The organism is Arthrobacter sp. 05L421 (assembly GCF_056397785.1).
The window spans coordinates 515,424-536,659 of record NZ_JBFTOC010000001.1 but is presented as its reverse complement, the minus strand read 5'-3'; the positions used below and the strand labels follow the sequence as shown (position 1 = coordinate 536,659).

Here is a 21,236-nt window from a genome sequence, read left to right as displayed (position 1 = left end):
GCCTAGGATGAAGGGGATGACCACCACACGCCTCGCACCCTTCAGCCTCCGCAGCATCGCCGTTCCCGCGTTCGGGCCGGCCCTCATGTTCAGCCTGGGCGAGGGCGCGATCCTTCCCGTGGTGGCCCTGTCCGCCCGCGATCTTGGCGCCTCGGTGCCAGGGGCCGCGCTGATTGTTACGCTGATTGGCCTCGGGTCCTGGTTCTTCAACCTGCCGGCGTCACTGATCACGCTGAAATTCGGGGAACGCTGGGCGATCGTGGGGGCCGCGGCCGCCAGCGCTGTCGCCCTCGCCGCGGCGGCGGTCGCACCGCTGTTTCCCGGCGGCCTCTGGGTGCTGGCGGCGGCGATGGTGGTGGTGGGCATGGCCGCCAGCGTCTTCAGCCTGGCGCGGCAGAAATACCTGACGGAGGCCGTGCCGGTCATGGTCCGGGCACGGGCCCTGTCCACACTCGGAGGCGTCAACAGGATTGGCATCTTCATCGGCCCTTTCATCGGGGCCGCCGTGATGCAGTTTGCCGGGATCAGCGGGGCTTATTGGGCTGGCGTCGTGGCCATGGCCGCGGCGGCGGCGGTGTCCGTCACCATCCCCGACCTCGAGGCGAAGCCGCTTCCGGCCGACGGCGTTCCGGTGCAACAGCCCACCATGCGCAGCATCGCTGTGTCGCACGCCGGCGTTTTCCTCAGCGTCGGGGCCGGCGTTCTGCTGCTGAGCGCGTTGCGCGCCTCGCGCCAGGTGGTCATCCCGCTGTGGGCCGATCACCTGGGCCTTGACCCCACCCAGGCCTCCCTGATCTACGGGATCTCCGGGGCGATCGACATGCTGGTGTTCTATCCCGCCGGAAAGCTGATGGACCGCAAGGGCCGGCAATGGGTGGCCGTACCGTCCACGCTCATCATGGGCACGGCCATGCTCCTGATCCCGCTCAGCACGGGATTCGTCTCGCTCATGCTGGCTGCGCTCCTGATCGGCTTCGGCAACGGCATCAGCTCCGGCCTGAACATGACGCTCGGGGCCGATTTCTCGCCGGACAACGGCCGCGGCCAGTTCCTGGGGATCTGGCGCTTCATGGCCGATGCCGGCGCCACCGGCGGTCCCGTGCTGCTCTCAGCCGTCACCGCGGTCGCTGCCCTGGGGGCCGGCGTGGCGGCGACCGGTGTGATCGGCTTCGCCGCCGCGGCGGTGTTCGCCGTGACCATTCCGCGCCTAAAACACCGCCGGAACTACTGACCGCCTGAGCTACTGACTTGCCGGGCGGCCAGGCCGAACAACCACACGCCGGCCACGGTGCCGAGGTAGCCGGCAATGATGATCAGCGACGTTCCGGCCCAGAAGTAACTGATGGTGCTGATCTGCCCGCCCGGGCCGATGCTCAGCAAGGCATACGCCGCGACCCCTGCCGCGGCAAGGCCGGTGAGGACCGGAAGCAGCAGCCACACCCTGGCCGAGGCCCAGTGGCCTCCGTAACCGTCCCAGACGTTCCAGCACGGGCCCCGGCGGATGATCAGCCAGCCGGCCGGGATCATGAACGCGCCCACCAGCAGGAAGGCTGCCACGACGTCGGCGGGCCTGTGCCACTGGTTGATCAGGGTGGACACGCCCGTGGCGACCGCGAAGCTGCCGCCCAGATAGCCGGCCAGCGGCCGCCAGCGCGGCGAGACCAGCAGGAACACGGCTGCTGCGGCCGAGGCCGCCAGGGTGGTGTGGCCCGAGGGCAGCGAATTCAGCTCCAGTGTCTCGACGCCGCGGTATGGCCGGACCGGGAGCAGGTCCTTCAGGATTTGCGTTGCCACATTTGCGCCCACGCAAGCAGCAATCGCGATCCCGGCCGCAGACCAGCGGCGCCTAAGGATGGTGACGAAAACCACCACGATTGACGCGATCACCACAGAGAGCGCCGGCAGCCAGTCCAGGAGTTTCGTGGCGGCCTTGCCCACGGTGCCGCTGATCTCAACGGCTTCGACGAGGGCCGATTCGTCAATGAACTGTCCCGTGGTGGTGCGGACAAAGAAGAAGTAGGTGGCGGCCAGCCCGGCGACGCAGGCCACCGTGGCCAGCACGAACAAGGCGGCCGGGGCCTTGCCGGGAGGCAGCGCTGCCTGCGCATCCCGTGTTTGGTGGGCTCGAGGCCGGCGTTCCGGAGGTTCCGGCGGCAGAGCGGTGAGCAGCTGCGTTTCCGGGAGCTGTGTTATCTGGACTCCGGCAGACGGGGTTTTCTGGACTCGGGCAGACGGGTCCCCAGAGGTGTGCTTCCGCCAAAAAGTCATGCCATCAAGGGTCCCACAGAACCCTGCGCGCCAGCTGAAGGTCCGGCGCGCGCCGGGTGTAGCGCCTGCCAATAATCGAGTACTCGCTACTCGTGTCCCGCCGGACCGGGCCTCGTAGAGTCGTTTGTGCCGGCCCGGATGATCCCCCGGCACTACGCTCCTTGAGCGGGGCCGGCGAAGACGAGTTTCCTGGACCAGGGACTCACCCCCAGTCATCGCCGGCCCATCAAGGACCTCATCAGCCTCCCTGCACCGCGTCCCAGCGCTTCCGAGCGCCTCGCGTCGTCCCAGCGCCTCGCGTCCCCAGCCCTTCGCGTCCCGGTGCGGCATCGCAGGAGGGCATGCCAGTACAGTGGCACCATGCCCCCCCTCCCCATGGACACCCCGGCACGTCCCGCCGCGCCCCTGCCCGGCCTCGACGAACTCCTGGCCGGCGCCCATGTTGTGAGCCTGCCGATGCGCGTGAAGTTCCGGGGCATCCTGCAGCGCGAGGCCCTGCTGCTCCGCGGGCCGCTGGGCTGGGGCGAATTCTCTCCCTTCCCCGAGTACGACGACGCCGAGGCCTCCCGCTGGCTTGCGGCCGCGATAGAGGCCGGCTGGGCCGGGTTTCCGGCCCCGTTGCGGGACAGCGTCCCGGTCAACGCCACTGTCCCTGCCGTGCCGGCGCGCCAGGTGCCCGAGATCCTGGCCCGCTTTGGCCGGGTGGACGCGGTCAAAGTCAAGGTCGCGGAACGCGGCCAGAGCCTCGACGACGACGCCGCCCGGGTGACGGCCGTCCGGGAGGCCCTGCCGGACGCCGCGATCCGGGTGGACGCGAACGGCGGCTGGGACGTGCCGGAGGCCGTCACGGCACTCAGGCGGCTCGCCGCCGTCGGGCTCGAATATGCAGAACAGCCCGTGCCGGAGATCGCGGGCCTCGCCGAGGTTCGGCGGCAGCTGCGGGCCGCCGGCGTCCCCGTGCTGATTGCCGCGGATGAGAGCGTGCGCAAGGAAGAGGACCCGCTCAAAGTGGCCCGTGCCGGCGCCGCGGACCTGATCGTGGTCAAGGTCGCCCCGCTCGGGGGAGTGCGCCGCGCCCTGCAGATCGTGGCGCAGGCTGGGCTGCCCGCCGTCGTGAGTTCGGCGTTGGACACCTCTGTGGGCATCCGGGCCGGCCTGGCCCTCGCCGCCGCCCTGCCCGAACTGCCGTACGCCTGCGGCCTGGGGACAGTGTCCCTGCTCGCCGCTGATGTCACGCAGGATTCACTGGTTCCCGACGACGGCGCGATCACCCTCCGCGACGTCCGCCCGGCGCCGGAATTGCTGGACGCACACGCCGCCGCACCGGAACGCCGGGACTGGTGGCTGGACCGGCTGCGGCGCGTGCACGCGGTGCTGGCCGCATCGACTGCTCCGTAGTGCGTTGGTCCGTAGTGCGAGGTCGGTAGGGCGGGTTCCGTAGGGAGGTGCGCCGTTCACCGAGCCTTCATCTGGGAGACGCCTCTCGGTAGCCAGCGGCTGGAAGGGTGGGCCCGACCGCAACTCACCCCATGGAAGGTCTCTCCATGTCTGTCTCCTCCGGACGCACGTTCTCCCTGCTCCCCATGCTTGGCCACACCAAAGGCAAACGAAGCCCCGTTACCTGCGCGCTGAAGTGCGACAACGCCTGCTCCGGCGAGGTCTGCAACACCAGCACCAACAGCTACTTCCGCGACATCGCCTCCGCCACGATGTCCCGCCGCGCCGCCCTGGGCTTCGGCGCCGCCGGAGCCCTCGCCGTCGCCTTCGGCAACGCTGTCACGTCCGCCGGGCCCGCCGCGGCCGACGGCGGCCCGGGCCTCGCCGCCGCCGCCAAGGAGGGGTTTGGAAAATCGAAGCTGCAGTTCACCGCCATCGCTCCGGTGGACGCCGCCGTGGACCAGCTCACCGTCCCGGCCGGGTTCACCTGGCAACCGGTCATCCGCTGGGGCGACCCGCTCTTCAAGGACTCGCCGGCCTTCGACCTCGATCGCCAGAGCGCGCCGGCGCAGGCCCGCCAGTTCGGCTATAACAACGACTACACGGACATCCTGCCGATCGACGGCTCCAAGGACCGCCGGGCCGTGCTCTTCACCAACCACGAATACACCAACGAGTCCATCATGCTGCCAGCTGGATTCGACGCCGCCGAGGCCCGCGCGATCGGCCGCGCAGCCCACGGCCTCACGGTGGTCGAGTTGGAGCGCAAGAACAAGAACAAGCCCTGGAACTACGTCCGGGGCGCGGGCCTGAACCGCCGCTTCCTGACCGACACCACCTACCAGCTCGACGGCCCGGCCGCCGGATCCGCGCTTCTGAAGACCGCAGCCGATCCCTCCGGCCGTTCCATCAAGGGCACGCTGGGCAACTGCTCCGGCGGCACCACGCCGTGGGGCACCATCCTGTCCGGCGAGGAAAACTTCAACGGCTATTTCGCCACGCCTGGAACCTCTGACGCCGACAAGCGCTACGGACTGACCAGCAAGCCCACTGCCCGCCAGTGGGAACTGGATGACCCGCGCTTCGACACCCGCAACCCCGGCTACCAGAACGAGGCCAACCGCTTCGGCTGGATCGTGGAAGTGGACCCGTTCGATCCCTCCTCCACGCCCCGCAAGCACTCCGCGATGGGCCGCTTCAAGCATGAAGGCGCCAACGTGATCGTCGCCAAGTCCGGCCACGTGGTGGCTTACATGGGCGACGACGAGCGCTTCGACTACCTGTACAAGTTCGTCTCCGCCGGCACATACCGGCCCGGGAAAACGGCGGAGGACCGCAGGAACAACCTCACGCTGCTCTCCGAGGGCGACCTGTACGTCGCCAAGTTCACCGGAAATTCCCCGGCCTCGGGGTTCGACGGCGCGGGCAAGCTTCCCGCCGACGGAGCCTTCGACGGAGCCGGGGAGTGGCTGCCCCTGGTGGTGGGCGGACAATCCAAGGTGGCCGGGATGTCCGTGGAAGAGGTGCTCGTCTACACGCGCCTCGCCGCCGACAAGGTGGGCCCCACCAAGATGGACCGCTGCGAAGACGTCCAGCCCAGCCTGCACACCGGCAAGGTCTATGTGGTCTGCACGAACAACGTGGACCGCGGCAAGCCCGGCAAGGAAGGGGCCACCGAGGTCAACCCCCGCACCCTCAACCGCGATGGCCACATCGTCGAAATCACCGAGACCGGGGACCAGACGTCAACCACCTTTGGCTGGAACCTGCTAATGGTCTGCGGCGATCCGGCCAAGAACTCCGCCGCTTACTTCGCCGGGTTCCCCGCCAGCCAGGTCTCACCCATCTCCTGCCCGGACAACGTGGCCTTCGATTCCGTAGGCAACCTGTGGATCTCCACCGACGGCGCGCCCTCCAGCATCGGCTACGCCGACGGGCTCTTCAAGGTGACCCTGGCCGGTGCCGAGCGTGGCAAGGTGGAGCAGTTCCTGGCCGTCCCGCGCGACGCCGAGACCTGCGGCCCGATCATCCACGACGACGAACGCACAGTGTTCGTTGCCGTTCAGCACCCGGGCGAGGAAGGGACTTTCGCCGAGCAGCACTCCTACTTCCCGGACTACGTCGCCGCAGGCGCGACGCCGAAGCCCGGCCAGGTGCGTGCCCCGCGTCCGTCCGTGGTCCAGGTGTTCCGCACAGGCGCCTAGCCACCTCCCGCAACTGCAACGCGGGGTCACTTCGCGCCCATGCTGAGGCGATACATGGGCGCGATCTGACCCCGCGTTGCTTTGGGCTGAGGGAGGGGAGAAGCCCGGGCAGGCCCGAACTGATAATTTGGGACTGTGAATAATCCGGCCGAATTGGTTGTCCCCAGAGTCCAGGCTGCAATTGCCACCGCGTTCGGCGAAGAGTTCCGGCACACGGACCCGGTGGTCAGGCCCTCCCAGTTCGCCGACATCCAGATCAACGCCGCCATGGCCCTGGCCAAGAAAGCCGGCCTGCCGCCGCGGGACGCCGCCGCCAAGATCGTCGAGGCCCTGAACCTGGACGGCATCTGCACCAGCGTGGAAATCTCCGGGCCCGGCTTCATCAACCTGAGCTTTGACGGCACCTGGATCGAGGAACTGCTCAATGCAGAGTCGGTCCAAGCCGCGTCCAAGGCCACGGCGGTGACGCCGGCCGCGACACCGCAGCGCGTCGTCGTCGACTATTCCTCCCCGAACGTCGCCAAGGAAATGCACGTCGGCCACCTGCGCACCACCGTGGTGGGGGACAGCCTCGTCAAGGTGCTCGAAGCCCTTGGTGACACCGTGATCCGGCAGAACCACATCGGCGACTGGGGCACCCCCTTCGGCATGCTGATCGAACACTGGCTGGAGATCGGCGAGGACTCCCCGGAGGCGGCCCTGCTGGTGGAGGACCCCAGCGCGTTCTACCAGGCCGCCCGGGCCAAGTTCGATGCCTCCGCCGCCGACGAGGACGGCTTCGCCACCCGCGCCCGGCTCCGCGTCGTCGCGCTGCAGAGCGGAGACGCGGAGACCTTCGCCGTCTGGCAGCGGCTCGTCGCCCAGTCCAAGCGCTACTTCAACGCCATCTACTCCATGCTGGGCATCAGTCTCACTGACGACCACATCGCCGGCGAAAGCTCCTACGACGCGCATCTGGCACAACTGTGCCAGGAGCTGGAGGAGCGCGGCCTCGCCCGGATCAGCGACGGCGCCCTGTGCACCTTCCCCGAGGGCTTTACCGGCCGCGACGGGCAGCCGATGCCGCTCATTATCCGCAAGTCCGACGGCGGCTACGGCTACGGCACCACCGACCTCGCCACCATCCGCTACCGGGTCCGCGACCTGAAGGCCGACAGGGTTCTCTATGTTGTGGGTGCCCCGCAGAACGTGCACCTGCGGATGGTCATGGCCACGGCCCGGGACGCCGGCTGGCTGCCGGACACGGTGCAGGCAGTGCACGTGCAGATCGGCAACGTGCTCGGGGAGGACGGGAAGATCCTCAAGTCCCGCTCCGGTGCCCCGGTGAAGCTCATGGCCTTGCTCGAGGAGGCCGTGGACCGCGCCCGTGCCGTCATTGACGCGAGCCGGCCCGAGCTGAGCGAGGACGAACGCGCCGTGACCGCCCGCCAGGTGGGCATCGGCGCCGTCAAGTACGCCGACCTCTCCACCGGCCACGACACGGAGTACGTCTTCGACTTCGACCGCATGCTTGCCCTCAGCGGCAACACCGGACCTTACGTGCAGTACGCTGCCGCACGGATCCGCTCCATCCTGCGCAAAGCCGGGGTGCTGGAGCAGGTCACCGGCGGCCCTGACGGCGGCATGCCGGCCGGCACCCAGGCAACCGGCATCGCCGCAGCCGGGGTGGGTGGGCCGGCCACGGCGATCGCCGTCGTCGAACCCGCAGAACGCGCGCTGGCCCTGCACCTGCTGGAGTTCGACGCGACGCTGAACAAGGTCCGGGACGCGCTGGAGCCGCACCGGCTCTGCGGTTATCTCTTTGAGCTTGCGCAGCTGTTCACCACCTTCTACGACCAGTGCCCGGTGCTCAAGGCCGAGGAATCGGTCCGGGACTCGCGGCTGGCCCTGTGCGCGCTGGCCCTGCGCCGCCTCTCCGGCGGCCTGGAACTGCTGGGCATCGAAACGCCGGAGAACATGTGAGTCCGGATTCCGCTGCCGCGTCGGCGACTCCCGGCGGCCTAACCGCGGTGGAGGCCGCGCGCATCGCCGTCGACAGTTTGCTCGCCGCCGGTGTGCGCCAGGTGGTGGTGTCCCCGGGTTCGCGCTCGGCGCCCATGGCCTACGCCCTGGCCGAGGCCGAAGCCGCCGGACGCGTGGAACTGCTGGTCCGGATCGACGAGCGTTCAGCCGGCTTCACGGCCTTGGGCCTCGCCTTGTCCGCCGGTGCCCCCGCCGCCGTCCTCACCACGTCCGGGACCGCCGTCGGCAACCTCCTGCCGGCCGTCATGGAGGCCAACCACGCCGCGGTGCCGCTCGTGGTGATGTCCGCCGACCGGCCTGAGGAACTGCGGGGGACCGGTGCCAACCAGACCACCGTGCAGCTGGACCTCTTTGGCGAGCACGTCCGCTTCGCCGTAGACGTGCCCGCGGGCAGCGATCCCCGGCGCGCCGTGGACACCGCCCTCAGCGCCGCCACCGGAGCCTTCGAGGACGCCCCTCCCGGGCCGGTGCAGCTGAACCTTGCCTTCCGCGACCCGCTGGTCCCCGCCGTGGGCGACGGGCTGCCCGCTGCGGGCGGACGCGGGCTGTACCGGGCCGCCCGGAGCCCGCTGGCGCTGGACTTCCCGGCTGCGCCGACGGCACTGCCGGAGCGGCGCACCGTGGTGCTGGCCGGGCACGACGCCGGTCCGGTCGCCGAGGCCTTCGCCCGCGCGCACGGCTTGCCGCTGCTGGCCGAGCCGTCCTCCAACGCCCGCTTCGGCCCCAACGCCGTGGGGCCCTACCGGCTGCTGCTCGACCACTTCGGCGCGGACTCGGCCCACCCGGTCGAACGGGTGGTCCTCTTCGGCCGGCCGACGCTCTCCCGGCCGGTGAGCGCTCTGCTGGAGCGGGCCGATGTCCCCTCGGCCCTGTATCAGCCCGTGCCGGTGGCCTGGTACGAACCCGGACGCCGCACCGAACTGCCGCTTGAATCCCTGGCGGACCTGGCGGAATTCGCCGGGCGCGGAGCCGCCGCGTGGCTCGATGCCTGGCTGCTGGCAGGAGCCGCCGCACAGCACGCCGTGGACCTGATCCTGGCCGCGTCCCCTGCCGCGACCGGCCCGTCGGTCGGCGCCGAGGTCTGGAAACACGCCCGCGGGCAGCTCGTCCTGGGCTCCTCGAACGGGATCCGCGACGTCGACCTCGCCGGCGCGCCGCCCGCCGAGCCGCAGGCCACCGTGTTCGCCAACCGGGGGCTGGCCGGGATCGACGGCACCACGTCCACCGCCACGGGGATCGCGCTGGGCGGGGGCCAGGAAACCACCGTGCTCATGGGGGACGTGACGTTCCTGCACGACGCCGGGGGACTCCTGCTCGGCCCCGGGGAGGCCGAACCGCAGCTGCGCATCGTGGTGCTCAACGACGCCGGCGGTGCCATCTTCGGGCTCCTGGAGCACGGCGCAGTCGCCGCGGCGGGACGCTACGGCAACGCCGTCGAACGCCTCTTCGCCACCCCGCAGCAGGTGGACCTCGCCGCGCTGGCCGCGGCTTACGGCGTCGAGCACCGCCGGGTCGGCACGACGGTGGAACTTGCCGAAGCGCTGGCCGGCCCGCTGGAGGGCCGCAGCATCATCGAAGTGCGCACGGACCGGCACCGGCTGGGGGAGCTGCACCGCGCCATCCGGGCCGCGGTGGCCACCGCCGTGGAAGGCCTCCCGCAGACGTAGCCGCTGGCTGCGGGGCGCTCCTGCGCTCCCTGCCGGCGACGCGCTCCGCGCCCGGCGCTGCGTTCGGCGCCCGGCGCTGCGCAAAATACCAGTCGACACCCGAATACCCGCCACGTCAGGTAACTTGCGTGTCGCAGGCCGGAATGAGCGTCGCAGGCCGGAATCTGTGTCTGCGGAGGGGAAGGGCGTCGGGTTGTCCACATCCGGGCGGCCGGTCATGGCGCCGATCCTCCCTTGCTGCGATCTTCGTTCCATGAACGAACTACCGAGATTGATCTTGGCCCGCGAGCACATCCAACATGGGGTCACGCCGAAAGAGCTCGCCCAACGCTGCCGGTCAGGCGCGCTGGTTCGCGTGCGCCATGGCGTCTACGTCGACGGGGAGGCGTGGAGGTCGCTGCAGCCTTGGGAACAGTACCGGATCCGGGTTAGTGCCGCGGCGGAGACATTCACGGCCCGGACAGTTTTTGCCAGGCACTCAGCCGCGTCCGTGTGGGGAGTTCCAACTATTGGCCAGCGGCATCCGGTCCATGCGCTGACGCTTCAGAGCGGCGGCGGACGCTCGCGCGCCGGAGTGCGGCGGCACTACGCAGACCCGGACGGTCTCAAGGTGTTCCGGCGCGAGGGCCTTCTGGTCACGGGGAGGGTCCGTACGGTGCTGGATCTGGCTGCTTTCACGCCGTTTGCTCAAGCCATTGTTCCCTTGGACCATGTGCTTAGGCCTGACCCCGCGCATGGGTTGCCCGCGCTCTCTAAGGAAATACTGCTGGCGGGTGTCGACGGCAATTACACCGCTGCGGCTGCGCGGAGGATCAGGGCTGCCGTGGAATTCGCGGATCCGCGGTCCGGGTCTCCGGGGGAGTCCTACAGCCGCGGGCTCATGTGCGTAGCCGGTTTCCAGCCGCCGGAACTTCAGCACGAAGTCCGGGACGTCTCCGGTCTGGTGGGCTACGGGGATTACTACTGGCAGAAAGCACGGTTGGTGGGCGAGTTCGACGGCGTCGAGAAATATTTGAAACCCGAATACCTTCGGGGCAGGACCGCATCGCAGGCCGTCGTGGACGAGAAAGAGCGCGAAAACCGGATCCGGGCCACGGGGCTCCGGGTGGTGCGGTGGGCCTGGGCGGACCTTATGGAACCGGGCCGGCTGGAACAGAAGCTGGACGCGTTCGGTGCACCCCGCCGTCGAGCCCGTTCCGCAGCGTGGCCATGACACACACAACCCTTCCCGCGACGCGCAAATGCCCTGTCGCCACCCGAATAACGGTAGCGACAGGGCATTTGCGCATCGACAGGAACCTTCCGCGTCGGACTACAGAACCCGGCTCAGGAACTCCTTGGTGCGGGGGTGCTGCGGGTTGGCCAAGACCTCCCGCGGGTCGCCGGACTCCACCACGATGCCGCCGTCCATGAACGTCAGGCGGTCACCGACCTCCCGGGCGAAGCCGATCTCGTGGGTCACCACGATCATGGTCATGCCGGACTTGGCGAGGTCCTTCATCACGTTCAGGACATCGCCCACGAGCTCCGGGTCGAGCGCGGACGTGGGCTCATCGAACAGCATGAGCTCGGGATCCATGGCCAGGGCCCGGGCAATCGCAACGCGCTGCTGCTGGCCGCCGGAGAGCTGGGACGGGTAGTGGCCGGCACGGTCGCCAAGGCCCACGCGGTCCAGCAGCTCCAGGGCCCGCTTCCGGGCCACTGACTTCGACTGGCCCTTGACCTGGACCGGAGCTTCCATGATGTTTTGCAGCGCCGTCTTGTGCGGGAACAGGTTGAAGCGCTGGAACACCATGCCGATCTCGCGCCGCTGGGCCGCGATTTCCTTGGTCTTCAGGTCATGGAGCCGGCCCTTGACCTCGCGGTAGCCGATCAGCTCGCCGCCCACGGAAATGCGACCTGCGCTGATGGTCTCGAGCAGGTTCACGCAGCGGAGCATGGTGGATTTGCCCGAACCGGAAGGGCCGATCACCACCGACACCTCGCCCTGGTTGACGGTCAGGTCGATTCCGCGCAGCACGTGGTGGTGGCCGTAATACTTGTGAAGGCCCTCGATCTGTACCAGCGGTTTCTCAGTGGTGATCGTCATTTCGCCTCCTCCTCGGGGAAGTCCATCTTCAGGTCCGGCTCGGCCTCGGCGCTGGGGGCCACTGCCGCGGAAGCCTTGGCTGCCGCGGGGTTGACTGCGGCCGGAACCCGGTTGTCCACGCCCTTGCCGTAGTGCGCCTCAATGAAGTGCTGGCCCACCATCAGCAGGCTGGTGACTAGCAGGTACCAGAAAGCGGCGACAATCAGGAGCGGAATCGGAAGGTAAATTCGGTTGGCCAAGGCATTGGTCGCGAAGGTCAGGTCCAGCGTGAACGGCACGGCCAGGACCAGGGACGTGGTCTTCAGCATGCCGATCGTCTCGTTGCCGGTAGGCGGAACGATGACGCGCATGGCCTGCGGCAGGATGATCCGCCGCATGATCTTGCCCTTCGTCATGCCAAGTGCCTCTGCAGCCTCACTCTGGCCCTGGTCCACCGACTTCAGGCCGGCACGGAAGATCTCGGCGAGATACGCGGACTCGTTCAAACCCAGGCCAAGGATGGCCGGAATCAGTCCGTGGGTGGGATCCGAGGTCACCCAGGTGATGGCTGCAGGACCAAACGGGATTCCGAGGACGATGGTCGGATAGAGAACAGTGGCCAGCCCCCAGAAGAGCAGCTGGGTGTACACCGGGGTGCCGCGGAAGAACCAGACCCACGTCCAGCTGGACCAGCGGAACACAGGGTTGTCGGACTGCCGCATGAAGGCCAGGAGGATGGCCAGGACGATTGCCAGGACCATGGAGGCAAACGTCAGGAACAGGGTCCACATCACGCCCTGGACCACCTTGGTGTCCAGGATGTAGGTGCCCACGACATCCCAGCGGAAGTTAGGGTTCGTGAACAGGCTCTGGAGGAAGGCGACAAGGACGCCGACGATGATGACGGCGCTGATCCAGCGGCCGGGGTGCCGCACCGGTACTGCGTTGTTCAGTACCGGCGCTGCGTGAGCGTCCTCATGGCTGTCCATCGCTGTCCCTGCCGTTGGTGGGGTTGTGGGAAGGCTCAAGACGAGACCGCCGGGTTGACCTCGGACGTGGTGATGGCACCGTCAGCGGCGCCCCAGGCTTCCAGGATCTTCTTGTAGGAGCCGTCTTCCATCAATTTGGTGACGGTCTTCTGGATGACGTCTGCCAGGGCCTTGTCCGACTTGGCGACGGCGATACCCTGCGGTGCGGCGTCGTAAACCTCGCCGAGCTTTTCAAGCTGACCGCCGGTCTGGGTCAGCGCGTAGCCGATGATGGGGGAGTCGGCTGCCATCGCATCGATGCTGCCGTTGACCAGGCGGGTGGTGATATCCGTCTGGGTCTTAAGCGTCACGATGTTGATGGGCTGCTTGCCCTCGGCAAGGCACTTCTTGTTGCGGCCGGAGAGATCCGGATCCTCCTGGATGGTGCCGGTCTGCACACCGACGGACTTGCCGCACAGGTCATCCAGGGACACCTTCTTCGGGTTGCCCTTCTGGACTGCCCAGCCGGTGCCGGCCTTGTAGTAGCTGACCATGTTCACCGCGGCAAGCCGCTCCGGGTTGATGGTGAAGGAGGAGATCCCGAGGTCGTACTTCGGGCCCAGGGCCGGGAGGATGCCGGTGAATTCGGCCGTCTGGACCTGGACCTTCAGGCCCAGCGCGGCGCCAATCGCCTTGGCGATGTCGACGTCGTAGCCCACGGCGGTCTGGCCGTCGGTACCGAGGAATTCTGCGGGTGCGTAGGACGTATCCGAGCCCACGGTCAGAGTGCCTTTGGTCTTGATCGCCTCAGGCAACATGGCCGCCAAGGCATCGTCCTTCTGGACCGTGCTGGGGTCAAAGCTTGCCGCCGCGCTGCCGGAAGGGGTGGCCGCGCCGCCGGTCCCGGTCTCGGAGGCGTTCGTGCAGGCTGTGAGGGCCAATGCGCTCACGGCGAGCACCGTGGCGGCCTTGAGTGCGGGGTTGCTCAGGAGCGAACGGGAGATCTGCATTTTCTTACCTTTTTGTTGCAGGAGGGATGCGTATTCAAGTCGATTTAAAAAGTGTATCGCCGACAAAGAGATGTACGTCACAGAAAACTAAGTTTCACTATTGGATAACTAAACCAGACCCAAACGCAATATCTCCAATGCCCGATCTGTCTGTAATCCCGGATTTCTGCCGATTCGACGTTCACGCGGGCTTCGCCGCGGCACGCGCTGGCTTCCCCTTTTCACCAACCCGGCAACCCGGCAAGCTAGCTGTGGATGCCGAGCGACTCCAGCATGGGACGGAACTTCGCCCACGTCTCGGCGAGTTCCGTCTCGGGGACGGACCCGTCCACCACGCCGCAGCCTGCGTAGAGCCGGACCGTCTGCGGGGATTCGATGACGGCGCCGCGCAGTGCGATGCCCCACTCGCCGTTGCCGGCCGCATCGAGCCAGCCGACCGGACCGGCGTACGGGCCGCGGTCCAGGCGCTCGAGCTTGCGGATCAGGGCGCCCGCCACGGTGGTGGGGGTGCCGCAGACGGCGGCGGTGGGATGCAGTGCGTTGATCAGGGCCAGGCAGGTGGGGACATGGCCCTCCACCTCGGCAAGCTCTGCCTTCACATCCGAGGCCAGGTGCCACACGTTGGGCAGTTCCAGGATGAACGGCTCGCTGTGCGCATTCATGGCCTCGGAAAACGGGGCCAGCTGCGTCGTTAGGGACTGGATCGCAATGTCGTGTTCGTGCCGCTGCTTCTCGGAGCCGGCAAGGACACGTTCGGCGAATTCCAGCGGAGAGCCGTCCATACCGTCGGCGTCGCGGCGGTCCAGCGTGCCGGCCAGGACACGGGCCTGCGCGGTGCGGCCCTCCACCTGGATCAGCATTTCCGGCGTGGCGCCCACCAGCCCGTCCACCCCGTACGTCCAGCATTCGCGGTACCGCGCCGACAGCTCGCGGAGCACCTGGGCGGCATTGACGCCGGTGGGGACGGTGGCCACGACGTCGCGGGCCAGCACCAGCTTCTCCAGTGCCCCGGTCCGGATCTCCTCGACGCCCGCGGCAACGGCAGCCATCCAGTCTTCCTCGCTGAGCGAGCCCGTGTGCAGCGTGGCCCCTGCAGCCAGCGGCAAAGGACGTACGACGACGGCGCCGCCGGCCTGCGCGCCCCCCGGCACCGGGTCGTCCACCACGGTGTTGTCCGTAGTGGCGGCCGCGCCGGAATTGGCACCGGCGCCGGTATTGGCGCCAGCGCTGCCAAGCCAGCGGTCCAGGGCGGCGCGGGCGCCTGCTTCGGTGAGTTCGCCGTCGTCGAGCGTGAGCTGGGTCAGCCAAGCCTGGCCGTCGCGGAGCCCCACGACGATTTCGGGAACCATTAGCCGGGACTCGTGGGCGGAGACTTTGGAGAAGGCGAAGGAGCCAAATGCCACCGGGCCGGTGCCGGGGCAGCCCACCGCGTCCTCGATGTCGGCCTCCAGAACCAGATGGCGCCACCAGATGTCCGCCTCCAGGAACCGCTCGGGGCCGGTGGCGGTGAACCGGGCGATCTCGCCGAAGCCCACGAGCCCGGCCTCGCGGCGGGTCCAGCAGAGGACATCATCCCGGACCAGAAACGACGGCAGGCCCCCGGGGAAAGTTTCGGCATCGAGGGGGACTGTCAAGGTGCGGAACGTGCTCGTCATGATGGCACAACACTAGCCCGTGATCGCCCGTGCCGTGGATAAACAGGGTCCGACCGGGGCCGAACGCGGCGGAAGCGGCCGTTCCCGCAGGTGAAAGCCGCGCTGAACGGCGCTCCGTTCGTGGGGGAGCCGATCATTTGAGACAATGGCAGGGTGAACCGAGCATCCTTGGATAAGCGTCCGGACGAAGTAGCCACGATGTTTGACGACGTCGCCCCCAAATACGACGTCGTCAACGATGTCTTGTCGATGGGGCAGACGCGGCGTTGGCGCAAGGTGGTGGTGGATGCCGTGGGTGTATCGCCCGGCCAGCGCGTCCTGGACCTCGCCGCCGGCACCGGCACTTCCAGCGAGCCGTATGCCGACGCCGGCATCAACGTCATCGCCTGTGATTTCTCCCTCGGCATGCTCAAGGTCGGCAAGCGCCGCCGCCCGGACATTGACTTCATCGCCGGGGATGCCACCCGCCTGCCGTTCGCTGACGACACCTTTGACGCCAGCACGATCTCCTTCGGCCTGCGCAACGTCAACGAGCCGAAGAAGGCCTTGGCCGAGATGCTCCGGGTCACCAAGCCCGGCGGCCGGCTGGTCATCGCGGAATTCTCCCAGCCCGTGGTGCCGCTGTGGCGCACCATGTACACCGAATACCTCATGCGGGCCCTGCCGGCCATCGCCGTCAAGGTCTCCTCCAACCCCGACGCCTACGTGTACCTCGCCGAGTCCATCCGCGCCTGGCCGGACCAGGACCACCTGGCGGCATGGCTGCAGGAGGCTGGCTGGGAATCTGTCACCTACCGCAACCTCAGTGGCGGCATTGTCGCCGTGCACCGGGCCCAGAAACCGCTGGCCGGCCCCTCAACTGGCCCCGCCGCGGGTGCTGCGGCAATGGCAGCCCACACCGGACCGGTGGCGAAGCTGCGCCGCAACATCACCCGGCCCGGGCGTTAGCCGCCACGCGTGAAAGTACTGATCGTCGGAGCCGGCCCGGCCGGATCCACCGCCGCCTTCTACCTTGCCAAAGCAGGCATTGACGTCACGGTGCTGGAAAAAACCAGCTTTCCCCGCGAGAAGGTCTGCGGCGACGGCCTGACTCCGCGCGCAGTCCGCGAGATCCAGAAGCTGGGCCTTGCGCATCCCGAAACCGACGGCTGGCGGCGGAACAAGGGCCTGCGCCTGATCGCCGGCGGCCGCACGATCGAACTGCCCTGGCCGGAGGTCGCCGACTTCCCGCAGTACGGGTTGATCAGGACCCGCCTCGGCTTCGACGAACAGTTGGCCCGCCACGCCCAGTCCGCGGGCGCCGTCGTGCACGAACGCCACAGCGTCACCGAGGCGCTGCACTCCGAGGACGGCCGGGTGACGGGCGTCCGCGCCGCGCTGCTGGACAACTCGGGGCGCAAGACCGGCGAAACCCGCGACTTCACCGCCGACGTCGTCCTCGCGGCGGACGGCAACTCGACGCGCACTGCCGTCTCGCTGGGCATCCGCAAGCGCGACGACCGACCGCTCGGCGTGGCCGTGCGCACCTACTTCACCTCGCCGCGGCACGAGGACGACTGGATGGAAGGCTGGCTGGAGCTTCCCGGCCGCGACGGCAAACTCCTGCCCGGCTACGGCTGGGTCTTTGGCGTCGGCGACGGAACCTCCAACGTGGGCCTGGGCATCCTGAACTCCTCCAAGGACTTCGGCAAGCTGGACTACAAGCAGGTGCTCCGCGAATGGACCGCCGGCATGCCCGCCGACTGGGGCTTCACCCCGGAAAACCAGGTGGGCGAGATCCGCGGCGCCGCGCTGCCCATGGGCTTCAACCGCACCCCGCACTACTCTCCGGGCCTGCTGCTGCTCGGTGACGCCGGCGGCATGGTCTCCCCGTTCAACGGCGAGGGCATCTCCTACGCAATGGAGTCCGCCCGCTTTGCGGCCGAATTCATCATCGACGGCACCGCCCGGTCGGCGTCGGCAGGCTGGAGTGCGGCCGACGCCGATGCGCACCTGGCCCGGTACGCCGGCTACGTGCGGCAGCAGTGGGGCTCGCACTTCACGCTGGGCCGTGCGTTCGCCGCCCTGATCGGCAAGCCGACCGTCATGAAACTGGCCCTCCGGACCGGTATGCCCGTCCCCGTGCTTATGCGTTTCGTGGTGCGGTTGCTGGCCAACCTCACCGATCCTGCCGCCAAGGGTTTCGAGGACCGCGTCATCCGGGTCCTGGAATCGCTGGTTCCGGCAACATCGAACCAGGGAACATCGGACCAGGCCGCATCGAACCAGGCCGCACCCGCCACGGACAGTGTTCCCCGCTCCGACACCAACTCCGCGGTTTCCGCAACAAAAGTTAGGGTTAACCCGTGACCAACTCTGCAGACCAAAGCTGGACGCACGCCGGACACGGCCTGCCGAGCTCTGAACCCGACCTCAACACCACCGCGATCGCCACCGGCCTCCAACTGCCGGCAGGCTTCGCGGCGATTGCTGGTGACCCCGAGCTGGGCCCCGCGATCACCACCAACCTGGCGCGCGTCGAGAAGAAGCTGCGCGAGGCCATTGCCAATTCCGATCCCCTGGCTGACGCAACGTCGCGTCACCTCGTGGAAGCCGGCGGCAAGCGCATCCGGCCGTTGCTGACCCTGTTGTGCGCCCACCTGGGCGACGCCTCCCTGCCCGCTGTGGTGCAGGCCGCCGTCGTTGTCGAACTGACGCACCTCGCCACCCTGTACCACGACGACGTCATGGACTCCGCGCCGTTCCGCCGTGGGGCGCCGACAGCCCACGAGGTCTGGGGCAACTCCGTGGCCGTCCTGACCGGCGACCTCATCTTTGCGCGCGCCTCCATCCTGGTCTCGGAGCTCGGCTCCCGCGCGCTGGGCATCCAGGCGCGCACTTTTGAGCGGCTCTGCCTGGGTCAGCTGCACGAGACCGTGGGCCCGCGGCCGGACGAGGATCCCCTGGCGCACTACCTGTCCGTCATCGCGGACAAGACGGGCTCGCTGGTGGCCGCCTCCGGCCAGCTCGGCGCGATCTTCTCCGGTGCCGACGAGTCCTACGAGCCCTTCCTGGTCGAATACGGCGAGAAGGTGGGCGTGGCCTTCCAGCTCGCCGACGACGTCATCGACGTCACCGGGATCAAGGTCAAGTCCGGCAAGTCTCCGGGGACCGACCTGCGCGAAGGCGTCCCCACCCTGCCCGTGCTGCTGTTGCGCAACGCCGCCCGCGACGGGGACCTGACCGCCGTCGAACTGCTGACGCTGATTGACGGCGACCTCAGTTCGGACGAGGCCCTGGCCGCCGCTGTGGCCGGCCTCCGGGATCACCCCGTCACCGCAGAGTCCTGGGTGGTGGCGCGTGCCTGGGCCGATGAGGCCATTGCCGCCCTTGCCCCGCTGCCGGAAGGCGTCGTGAAGGCGTCGCTGACCAGCTTCGCCCACGCGGTAGTAGACCGCAGCAGCTAGCTTCCCGGGCGCACCGCTTATCCGGCCTCTTGCTTAAACGGAATGGCCCCGGTTCCTCACAACGTTCGAGTCTTCCGTTGTGCCGAACCGGGGCCATTTCTCCGTTCGCATCAGATCCACCGGAGGCATTTGGTGAACCCAAGAAAGAGCTTATGACAGTTATGTCATGGAGTCCAGACTGTTCTGTAAATTTATTGTCACAAGATTTCAATCGAATGCCGAACTTTGTCGCGCTGAGTTTCCCCACCTTTGGCCGGGCAACGGCAGGACGCGCGGGACGGTGGCGGGACACGCCGTCGGAAGTCCTCAAAACCGGACAAAGCCAGCGGCGAGCGTGGTGCGGACTTGTCCACATGGCCGACGTTGTGGCTTCCCGGGCTGTCATTCCGCGAGTGTGCTTGGCCCATGGACCTCGCGAGTTACCTGGGATACGCCGGCTCGGTGACCCGCACGGCCACGTTGCTGCAGGCCGGTTTTACGTCGAACGGAATCCGCACTTCCGTGGCTGCCGGGGAAATTCAGCGCCTCCGCCATGGGGTGGTGGCGCTGCCCGGGGCGCGGGCGGACTTCGTGGCGGCCGTGCTCGCGAACGCCACGCGCACCTGCGCCTCCGCCGCACCGTTCCACGGCATATGGCGCCTCCATGAGCCTGAACGGCTGCATCTGCTGTGCGCCCACGGATCAGCGCGCGGAGCTGTCGTCCACCGCGCAAGTCTGGTTCCGCCGGATTTTCCGCAGCCCGCCAGCCTGACGGACACCCTGCTCCATGCCCTGCGCTGCCTGCCCCCGGTGGATGCCGCCGTCATGGTGGAAAACGCCCTGCTGCAGGGCCGCACCACGCTTGATTACCTCAGGCAGCGGCTGCCGGGAAACCGGAACGGGGCCGCCCGCGCAGTCCTGGACCTGGTCGACGGCACCGCTGATTCGGCGATCGAGGTCGTTGCCAGGCTTCTCTTCAGAAGCCAAGGAATCTACACCCAGACGCAAGTAAACCTTCCGGGGATCGGCTTCGTGGACTTCCTGCTTGAAGGATTCCTGATCGTGGAGATCGACGGGAGCACCCATCTTGAGCGCACGCAGGTCAAGAAGGACCGGAGGCGGAACAACGCCAGCACCCTGGCCGGCTACGCCGTCCTCCGGTACGGGTATCACGACGTCGTCTACAACCCGCAGAAGGTCATCGATGAGGTGTGGCACGTGCTACGCGGCCGCGTCATCCGCTGAATTTCGCCAGGTATGAACTTCCGACGCCGCAGATGACCGGCGGTTCCGCCGGACACTCCGGTGAGGGACGCCAAACATGGGGAGACCCGGCGGTGAGGAGAGGAGGGCCGGAGCTTGAGGCTGCGGCGGCCTAGTCTTCGTCCTCGTCGTTGAAGGCCCACTCGAACATGTCGAAGACGAATTCGGAGAAGGTCCCCTCCTCGCTCTTCCACTGGCCGCGGGCGTTGTTCCGGCGGTACACGATGGGATCCGGGATGCTGAGGTCCCCGACGCGGAAGCCCCAGGTGAACTGCTCTTCCTCGTCCTCGAGGAACATGAGGAAGCCTTCGTCGTCCACTTCGAGCTCTTCGGGGTCCCAGAAGTAGTGGTAGGCCTCCATGATGTCCTCGCAGCCGCCGACGGCCAGGTAGAACTCGCGCAGGACCAGCGGGACCTGGAACTGGTGTTCGGCCAGGGCGGCGTCGAGCTCGTCCGCCGGGAGGCCATCTTCTTCCTGCCATTCGTCTTCGAGATACTTCGGAACAAGCGCGCGGAATTTCTCGAGGAACATGTCAGTCATGGTCTTATCCTAGCTAATCCCTATGGTCGTTTTCCGCCGGGTCCAGGCCCAGCCGGTGCCAGCCGCGCACCGCCAGCGGAACGTACCAGTGGCGCCGCCAGGCCGTGACCCGGAAGGCGAAGACGATCGCGGCAACGGCGCAGGCGCTCACCGCGGTAAAGGTTCCGGTGAGGGACAGGACCACGGTTGACACTGCCCCGGCGAACGCCGGCAGAGCGTACAGATCCTTGGGGTCAAAAAGCTGCGGTACCTCGTTGGCGGTGATGTCCCGCAGCAGGCCGCCGCCCACCGCCGTCGTGACACCCAGCAGGACGGCAGCCACGGGATTCATCCCGGCGGCCAGGGCCTTCAGGGTGCCGGTGATGCAGAACAGGGCCAGCCCGCCGGCGTCGAACAGGACCAGCAGCGACGTGAAGCGCTGGACGCTGGAGAACAGGAAATAGACCAGCACCGTGGCGAACAGGGGCGGCGCCAGATACGCCGGGTTGGTGAACGCGGCGGGCGGGCCTGCGTTGATGATGATGTCGCGGATGACACCGCCGCCAAGGCTCACCACCGAGGCCAGGAGCAGCGAGCCGATGATGTCGAACTGCTTCCGCGCAGCGAGCAGCGAGCCGGAGACCGCAAAGAAGAAGACGCCGGCGAGGTCAAGCCAGACCAGGACAACACTGAAGTAGAAGGTCATGATGCGTCCCGGTCGATACAAGG

General features: G+C 67.9%; 17 protein-coding genes. 10 read left to right on the top strand and 7 right to left on the bottom strand.

The genetic code is table 11. The features are described from left to right. Positions 1 to 16: 16 nt before the first annotated feature. Positions 17 to 1,231 carry an MFS transporter gene (locus AC1DKQ_RS02470; protein WP_476884550.1) on the top strand — a complete coding sequence of 405 codons (1,215 nt, stop codon included), beginning with the start codon at positions 17 to 19 and terminating at the stop codon, positions 1,229 to 1,231. Here the strand turns inward: AC1DKQ_RS02470 and AC1DKQ_RS02465 are convergent. Beyond that, positions 1,225 to 2,268 (bottom strand): phosphatase PAP2 family protein, encoded by a 1,044-nt coding sequence (locus tag AC1DKQ_RS02465; RefSeq protein ID WP_476918113.1) that lies wholly within the window; start codon positions 2,266 to 2,268, stop codon positions 1,225 to 1,227. The genes AC1DKQ_RS02470 and AC1DKQ_RS02465 overlap by 7 nt on opposite strands. A 360-nt stretch (positions 2,269 to 2,628) precedes the next feature. On the opposite strand from AC1DKQ_RS02465, the gene AC1DKQ_RS02460 reads away from it, so the two are divergent. From AC1DKQ_RS02460 to AC1DKQ_RS02440, 5 genes are all read left to right on the top strand, one after another. Beyond that, on the top strand, positions 2,629 to 3,666 hold the full coding sequence (locus tag AC1DKQ_RS02460; protein WP_476918112.1) for an o-succinylbenzoate synthase: 1,038 nt from the start codon (positions 2,629 to 2,631) through the stop codon (positions 3,664 to 3,666). A 146-nt stretch (positions 3,667 to 3,812) separates the two neighbouring features. Then, positions 3,813 to 5,909 carry a PhoX family protein gene (locus AC1DKQ_RS02455; RefSeq protein ID WP_476918111.1) on the top strand — a complete coding sequence of 699 codons (2,097 nt, stop codon included), beginning with the start codon at positions 3,813 to 3,815 and terminating at the stop codon, positions 5,907 to 5,909. A gap of 153 nt (positions 5,910 to 6,062) precedes the next feature. Further along, a complete protein-coding gene (gene argS, locus AC1DKQ_RS02450; RefSeq protein ID WP_476918110.1) occupies positions 6,063 to 7,871 on the top strand; it encodes an arginine--tRNA ligase in 1,809 nt (602 codons plus the stop codon). After that, positions 7,868 to 9,598, top strand: coding sequence for a 2-succinyl-5-enolpyruvyl-6-hydroxy-3-cyclohexene-1-carboxylic-acid synthase (gene menD, locus AC1DKQ_RS02445; protein ID WP_476918109.1), 1,731 nt, complete (start codon positions 7,868 to 7,870; stop codon positions 9,596 to 9,598). Before argS ends, menD begins: the two co-directional genes overlap by 4 nt. Before the next feature lie 253 nt (positions 9,599 to 9,851). Next, positions 9,852 to 10,811: a hypothetical protein gene (locus AC1DKQ_RS02440; RefSeq protein ID WP_476918108.1), complete on the top strand. Its 960-nt coding sequence runs from the start codon at positions 9,852 to 9,854 to the stop codon at positions 10,809 to 10,811. 99 nt (positions 10,812 to 10,910) lie between these two features. Here AC1DKQ_RS02440 and AC1DKQ_RS02435 read toward each other — a convergent pair whose 3' ends face one another. The 4 genes from AC1DKQ_RS02435 to AC1DKQ_RS02420 all read right to left on the bottom strand — a co-directional run bounded on the left by AC1DKQ_RS02435 (position 10,911) and on the right by AC1DKQ_RS02420 (position 15,299). Beyond that, on the bottom strand, positions 10,911 to 11,687 hold the full coding sequence (locus tag AC1DKQ_RS02435; protein ID WP_476884557.1) for an amino acid ABC transporter ATP-binding protein: 777 nt from the start codon (positions 11,685 to 11,687) through the stop codon (positions 10,911 to 10,913). Continuing rightward, positions 11,684 to 12,655 carry an amino acid ABC transporter permease gene (locus AC1DKQ_RS02430; protein ID WP_476918107.1) on the bottom strand — a complete coding sequence of 324 codons (972 nt, stop codon included), beginning with the start codon at positions 12,653 to 12,655 and terminating at the stop codon, positions 11,684 to 11,686. The genes AC1DKQ_RS02435 and AC1DKQ_RS02430 overlap by 4 nt, the downstream gene beginning before the upstream one ends. A gap of 35 nt (positions 12,656 to 12,690) precedes the next feature. Beyond that, positions 12,691 to 13,644, bottom strand: coding sequence for an ABC transporter substrate-binding protein (locus AC1DKQ_RS02425; protein WP_476918106.1), 954 nt, complete (start codon positions 13,642 to 13,644; stop codon positions 12,691 to 12,693). 245 nt (positions 13,645 to 13,889) lie between these two features. Then, on the bottom strand, positions 13,890 to 15,299 hold the full coding sequence (locus tag AC1DKQ_RS02420) for an isochorismate synthase (RefSeq protein ID WP_476918105.1): 1,410 nt from the start codon (positions 15,297 to 15,299) through the stop codon (positions 13,890 to 13,892). 153 nt (positions 15,300 to 15,452) lie between these two features. Between AC1DKQ_RS02420 and AC1DKQ_RS02415 the strand changes: the two genes are divergently transcribed. The 4 genes from AC1DKQ_RS02415 to AC1DKQ_RS02400 all read left to right on the top strand — a co-directional run bounded on the left by AC1DKQ_RS02415 (position 15,453) and on the right by AC1DKQ_RS02400 (position 19,969). Next, positions 15,453 to 16,247, top strand: coding sequence for a demethylmenaquinone methyltransferase (locus AC1DKQ_RS02415; RefSeq protein WP_476918104.1), 795 nt, complete (start codon positions 15,453 to 15,455; stop codon positions 16,245 to 16,247). A gap of 9 nt (positions 16,248 to 16,256) precedes the next feature. Next, the gene (locus AC1DKQ_RS02410; RefSeq protein ID WP_476918103.1) at positions 16,257 to 17,648 is read left to right on the top strand and encodes a geranylgeranyl reductase family protein; all 1,392 of its coding nucleotides are present in this window, start codon (positions 16,257 to 16,259) and stop codon (positions 17,646 to 17,648) included. Beyond that, on the top strand, positions 17,645 to 18,745 hold the full coding sequence (locus tag AC1DKQ_RS02405) for a polyprenyl synthetase family protein (protein WP_476886277.1): 1,101 nt from the start codon (positions 17,645 to 17,647) through the stop codon (positions 18,743 to 18,745). Before AC1DKQ_RS02410 ends, AC1DKQ_RS02405 begins: the two co-directional genes overlap by 4 nt. 405 nt (positions 18,746 to 19,150) lie before the next feature. Continuing rightward, positions 19,151 to 19,969 carry an endonuclease domain-containing protein gene (locus AC1DKQ_RS02400; protein WP_476918102.1) on the top strand — a complete coding sequence of 273 codons (819 nt, stop codon included), beginning with the start codon at positions 19,151 to 19,153 and terminating at the stop codon, positions 19,967 to 19,969. Between the two features lie 130 nt (positions 19,970 to 20,099). Here AC1DKQ_RS02400 and AC1DKQ_RS02395 read toward each other — a convergent pair whose 3' ends face one another. After that, positions 20,100 to 20,528 (bottom strand): hypothetical protein, encoded by a 429-nt coding sequence (locus tag AC1DKQ_RS02395; RefSeq protein WP_476886275.1) that lies wholly within the window; start codon positions 20,526 to 20,528, stop codon positions 20,100 to 20,102. Between the two features lie 13 nt (positions 20,529 to 20,541). Beyond that, positions 20,542 to 21,213 carry a trimeric intracellular cation channel family protein gene (locus tag AC1DKQ_RS02390; RefSeq protein ID WP_476886274.1) on the bottom strand — a complete coding sequence of 224 codons (672 nt, stop codon included), beginning with the start codon at positions 21,211 to 21,213 and terminating at the stop codon, positions 20,542 to 20,544. Between the last annotated feature and the right edge of the window lie 23 nt (positions 21,214 to 21,236).

Coding starts and splice junctions, on each gene's coding strand:
- AC1DKQ_RS02395 (WP_476886275.1), bottom strand. CDS start 20,528: ATGACTGACATGTTCCTCGAGAAATTCCGCGCGCTTGTTCCGAAGTAT.
- AC1DKQ_RS02470 (WP_476884550.1), top strand. CDS start 17: ATGACCACCACACGCCTCGCACCCTTCAGCCTCCGCAGCATCGCCGTT.
- AC1DKQ_RS02455 (WP_476918111.1), top strand. CDS start 3,813: ATGTCTGTCTCCTCCGGACGCACGTTCTCCCTGCTCCCCATGCTTGGC.
- AC1DKQ_RS02440 (WP_476918108.1), top strand. CDS start 9,852: ATGAACGAACTACCGAGATTGATCTTGGCCCGCGAGCACATCCAACAT.
- AC1DKQ_RS02400 (WP_476918102.1), top strand. CDS start 19,151: ATGGACCTCGCGAGTTACCTGGGATACGCCGGCTCGGTGACCCGCACG.
- AC1DKQ_RS02460 (WP_476918112.1), top strand. CDS start 2,629: ATGCCCCCCCTCCCCATGGACACCCCGGCACGTCCCGCCGCGCCCCTG.
- AC1DKQ_RS02420 (WP_476918105.1), bottom strand. CDS start 15,299: ATGACGAGCACGTTCCGCACCTTGACAGTCCCCCTCGATGCCGAAACT.
- AC1DKQ_RS02435 (WP_476884557.1), bottom strand. CDS start 11,687: ATGACGATCACCACTGAGAAACCGCTGGTACAGATCGAGGGCCTTCAC.
- AC1DKQ_RS02430 (WP_476918107.1), bottom strand. CDS start 12,655: ATGGACAGCCATGAGGACGCTCACGCAGCGCCGGTACTGAACAACGCA.
- AC1DKQ_RS02425 (WP_476918106.1), bottom strand. CDS start 13,644: ATGCAGATCTCCCGTTCGCTCCTGAGCAACCCCGCACTCAAGGCCGCC.
- AC1DKQ_RS02390 (WP_476886274.1), bottom strand. CDS start 21,213: ATGACCTTCTACTTCAGTGTTGTCCTGGTCTGGCTTGACCTCGCCGGC.
- AC1DKQ_RS02465 (WP_476918113.1), bottom strand. CDS start 2,268: ATGACTTTTTGGCGGAAGCACACCTCTGGGGACCCGTCTGCCCGAGTC.